The organism is Pedobacter sp. 01T416_2 (assembly GCF_056398925.1).
Map to the genome: position 1 here is coordinate 1 of NZ_JBFTQI010000549.1, position 4,030 is coordinate 4,030.

Genomic DNA, 4,030 nt, shown 5'->3' on the forward strand with positions numbered 1-4,030 from the left:
GACAGATACTTTGGATATCCTTTCGGGCAAATGGAAAATATCAATATTGATATTATTATCTTTTGAACCCAAAAGATTTTCAGAAATATCTAAATTGTTTAAAAAAATAACCGATCGGACACTTTCTAAAGACCTAAAAGATTTAGAAAATAATTTATTGATTTCTAAAAAAACGATTGATGCTTTTCCTAAAACCACAGAATATTCAATCACAGAACACGGATTATCAATTACAAAAGTGCTTTTAGAATTGAGGGAATGGGGACAATTACATAGAGAAAAAATACTTTCACAATAATGCCTTTTCAGCATATCTGTTTGGGCTAGTGACAAAAATAGCAACAGCTGTAAAGCAAAGAACCATTAGTGGTAATAATTTAGAAATATAAACTTGAATAACGATGAATAAACTTGGGAATAAGATTGCTTTGATAACCGGTTCAAGCAGAGGTATCGGAAGATCAATTGCACTTGATTTAGCAAAAGAGGGGGCATTTGTGATAATTCATTACACAAACAATAGAGATTCTGCTGAAGAAGTATTGAATGAAGTTCATACTATTGGTGGTAAAGGGGAAATAGTTAGAGGTGATTTCTCGAATAAAAAATCCTTAGATGAATTATTCTCACAGATAAACACAATTTTATCCGGAAGAGGAATAGACATTTTGATTAACAATGCTGGAGCTCTTGAAAGAGTTGGCATTGAAAACACTACTGAAGAACAGTTTGACAATATGTTCAATGTCAATGTCAAATCTGTTTTTTTTATCACACAGCATTTTATTTCAAAAATTAATAATGGAGGCAGAATTATTAATATATCTTCAAATCTATCAAAAACACCACGACATGAGGTGCTGACATACTCAATGACAAAAGCGGCCATAGATAATTTTACTATTGCCTTGGCTTCATTATTGGGTGGGAGACAAATTACTGTTAATTCAGTTGCGCCTGGTGCAACTGATACTGATATGAATAAGGAGAGGTTTAAAGACCAAATGGTTAAAACCAGTGTTGGAAATATGAATGCATTAAAAAGGGTTGGTACCCCTGAAGACATATCAAAGGTAGTAACTTTTTTGTGTAGCGAGGACGGTGGCTGGATAACCGGTCAATATATAGAGACGAGTGGTGGAGCTGGTTTATGAGTCTGTAAAAATCTAATAAGAAAATGTTGCATATTACAATTCTAACTGGAAGGTCAGGACTGCTCTGCTACATCCCCCTCCGCTCCTTTTTTATTTAGCATATCATTTAATAATCAAAATCATTTTCGGGCTCGAAGAAAGTTTTAAATAAATATGAGTTTCAGTTCTATAGGCTTTTATCTCTAGGCTCAATAGAATCCCAACCCTTCCATTTTCATCTTCTACACTTTGTCCCTCTCTCAAGGAAATAAGCTTATCAAGTGATGTATTCTTATCGATCTGTATTGCCGGGAGGCAATGTTTAGCCAGCTCTCTTTCTACAATTTTCTTGCCTTTTTTTGAGTTCATCATTAGTTTGTGAATTAATTTACAGAAGTTCTTCAGTTTTTCAGAAAAAAGATGTTTTACAGCTTAAGACGGCTAACCAGATCGCTGTGCTATAGTGGGTTGATTACAAAGAGGGAGCATTTTCAAGCTCCCTTCTTTTGATTTATATCTGATCAGTATTTTGGTTTTTTATAAGTAATTCATTGCAATTACATCATTCGCATTGAATGTGCGGCTGCCGCCGTTAAAGCAGGCCAGCATAAATGATTCTGCATTTTCTTTTGATGGTGTTCCCGGTATCTGGATAGCACCAACTCTTGCTGTTTCTTCGTTGGAGCGTCTTCCTCCACAGCTATACGCCCAGTCCATATAGTCAGTTTAGCTGAATCCTGTGCAATGCCCAGCTTCATGTTGTAAAAACAGAAGCAACATGCAGTAAACAAGGATTTATTCCATAGGCATTCGCATTCATTTTAACCTAATTAAATGGTTCGCCCGTTGAGGTAGGAAAACCAGCTGAACCTAAAGTGATATAACCACCACTTGATCCCTCGTTAAATCCAAATACATCAATATTACCTGTAAGTACCTGTATTTGCCCTTTGAAAAGTCATACGCAGGCCTAAAGGATTGTATTTTGCAATCATTAGATCAATAAGTTAAAATGCGTATTTTATCATTTAGCCATTATGACCATTTTGGGGAAACAAGAAAAGATTTAATAAATATCGTAAGAAGGATAAAGTATATTCTTTACTTCTTTTTAGATAAAAAAGATGACTTTTTCCAAGTCATCAAAAAGAGAGTGCTTTTAGGCACTCTCTTTTTAAATAATATTTAAAAAACGGCTATAACTTAATTACTTTCACAACCTTTCTTTCTGCACCCTGTCTTACCTCTACCACATATACACCGGTAGGGAGTTCGGCCCCAAAAGTTAGCTGCTCAGTAACTGCTGTTTTAGCTTCCTTAACCAATTGCTGGGCAACATTATATACCCTATACTGTAAGGCTTCGTTACTAGGACTTTCTACCTGCACTTTAAACCCAGTCGTACTTGGATTTGGCCATGCGGTAACTTTTAATGCCAGTAATGATCCAAGGGCATTGCCATTATTGGTATTTAATGGCAGCTCTTCGGAACTCATTGCACTGGCTTCCTGGTTCAATAACAGTTCTGGCTTATTGCTGGTTGCCTCACGCGAATTAAAGCTTACCAGGTTACCAAATCCTTTTGCGCCTTCATTGATCAGTTTGAAGGAAACGATTTTTTTCCCTAAAGCAAGCTGGCTATTGATATAGGCTGTTACATCCAGTACGTACCAGGCACGTACTGTATTTTTAACAGTATAGCTGCCCAGTAGTGTACCGTTTTCTGATGGCTTGTTGTTCCAGGTAATGGAATTTTCTCCCCAGGTGGTATTAGACAGGCCATACACCGATACAGTCCTCAATGGATTGACATCTATACGGGAAGCATATACCCTGATCTTTGCACTGTTCACTACTGAACCCGAAAATGTGCTATAATCGAAACGCAGGTAAGATTCCCTAAAATTGGATAAATTATCATTACTCACATCCAAATTGCTCAATGTTCCGTTATTAGCGTTTGCAAAAGCACCATCCCTTACAAATGCATCGGCCACCGGATTAACCGCTAAAGCCTGTGGTGCGTTTACTTTCACCGTAACAGCTGAAGATGTAGCCACCCTGCCTAAATTATCGGTTGCTTTTGCACTAAGCGTATACGTTCCTGATGGAACATTATTCCACACCATGTTATACGGTGCCGTTGTAGATTGGCCCAACAAGGTTGATCCTTGATAAAACTCTACTTTAACAATCGTTCCGGTAGTATTGACATTAAGGGTAATATTCGAGTTTGAGGTAAACACAGCGTTGTTTACCGGAGCGGTAATCGCCACCGTTGGCGCAGCGCTGACCGTAACATTTACAGCTGTTGATGTGCTTGTTCCCCCGTTATTATCGGTTGCCTTTGCGGTAAGCGCATAGTTTCCAGCAGGAAGATTAGTCCAGGTGAAACTGTAAGGTGCAGTGCCTGACTGACCTAGCAATGTGCTGCCCTGATAAAATTCTACTTTAGCAACCGTACCATCTCCATCCGTAGCGTTGGCATTAATGGTAAGGTCTGTACCCGCAGTAAACACAGCATTATTTGCCGGTGAACTGATGGCTACTGTTGGCAAGGTATTTACGGTAACGTTTACGATAGCAGATGTCGTTGTTCCCCCGTTATTATCGGTTGCCTTTGCGGTAAGCGCATAAGCTCCTACAGCAGGATTATTCCAAGTAAAGCTATATGGTGCAGTGGTCGACTGGCCTAAAAGCGTGCTGCCCTGATAAAACTCTACTTTAGCAACCGTACCGTCCGCATCTGTAGCGCTGGCATTAATAGTAACATTTGCACCTGTAGCATATACAGCATTGTTTGCCGGTAAACTGATGGCGATTGTTGGCAGGGTATTTACGGTAACGTTTACGATAGCAGATGTCGTTGTTCCCCCGTTATTATCAGTTGCTTTAGC

5 protein-coding genes are annotated in these 4,030 nt (G+C 38.7%); 2 read left to right on the forward strand and 3 right to left on the reverse strand.

All coding sequences use genetic code 11. The annotated features are described in order from the left end of the window. Window positions 1–298 (forward strand): winged helix-turn-helix transcriptional regulator (locus AC1DPQ_RS20005; RefSeq protein WP_477610660.1); only part of this gene is annotated, 298 nt, incomplete at its 5' end. 103 nt (window positions 299–401) lie between these two features. Continuing rightward, window positions 402–1,154 (forward strand): SDR family NAD(P)-dependent oxidoreductase, encoded by a 753-nt coding sequence (locus AC1DPQ_RS20010; protein ID WP_477610661.1) that lies wholly within the window; start codon window positions 402–404, stop codon window positions 1,152–1,154. A gap of 102 nt (window positions 1,155–1,256) precedes the next feature. Here AC1DPQ_RS20010 and AC1DPQ_RS20015 read toward each other — a convergent pair whose 3' ends face one another. The 3 genes from AC1DPQ_RS20015 to AC1DPQ_RS20025 all read right to left on the reverse strand — a co-directional run. Beyond that, window positions 1,257–1,505 carry a hypothetical protein gene (locus tag AC1DPQ_RS20015; protein ID WP_477586196.1) on the reverse strand — a complete coding sequence of 83 codons (249 nt, stop codon included), beginning with the start codon at window positions 1,503–1,505 and terminating at the stop codon, window positions 1,257–1,259. 165 nt (window positions 1,506–1,670) lie between these two features. Further along, the gene (locus AC1DPQ_RS20020) at window positions 1,671–1,850 is read right to left on the reverse strand and encodes a M57 family metalloprotease (protein WP_477586194.1); all 180 of its coding nucleotides are present in this window, start codon (window positions 1,848–1,850) and stop codon (window positions 1,671–1,673) included. A gap of 479 nt (window positions 1,851–2,329) precedes the next feature. Beyond that, on the reverse strand, window positions 2,330–4,030 hold a 1,701-nt coding region (locus AC1DPQ_RS20025; protein ID WP_477610662.1), incomplete at its 5' end, for an Ig-like domain-containing protein.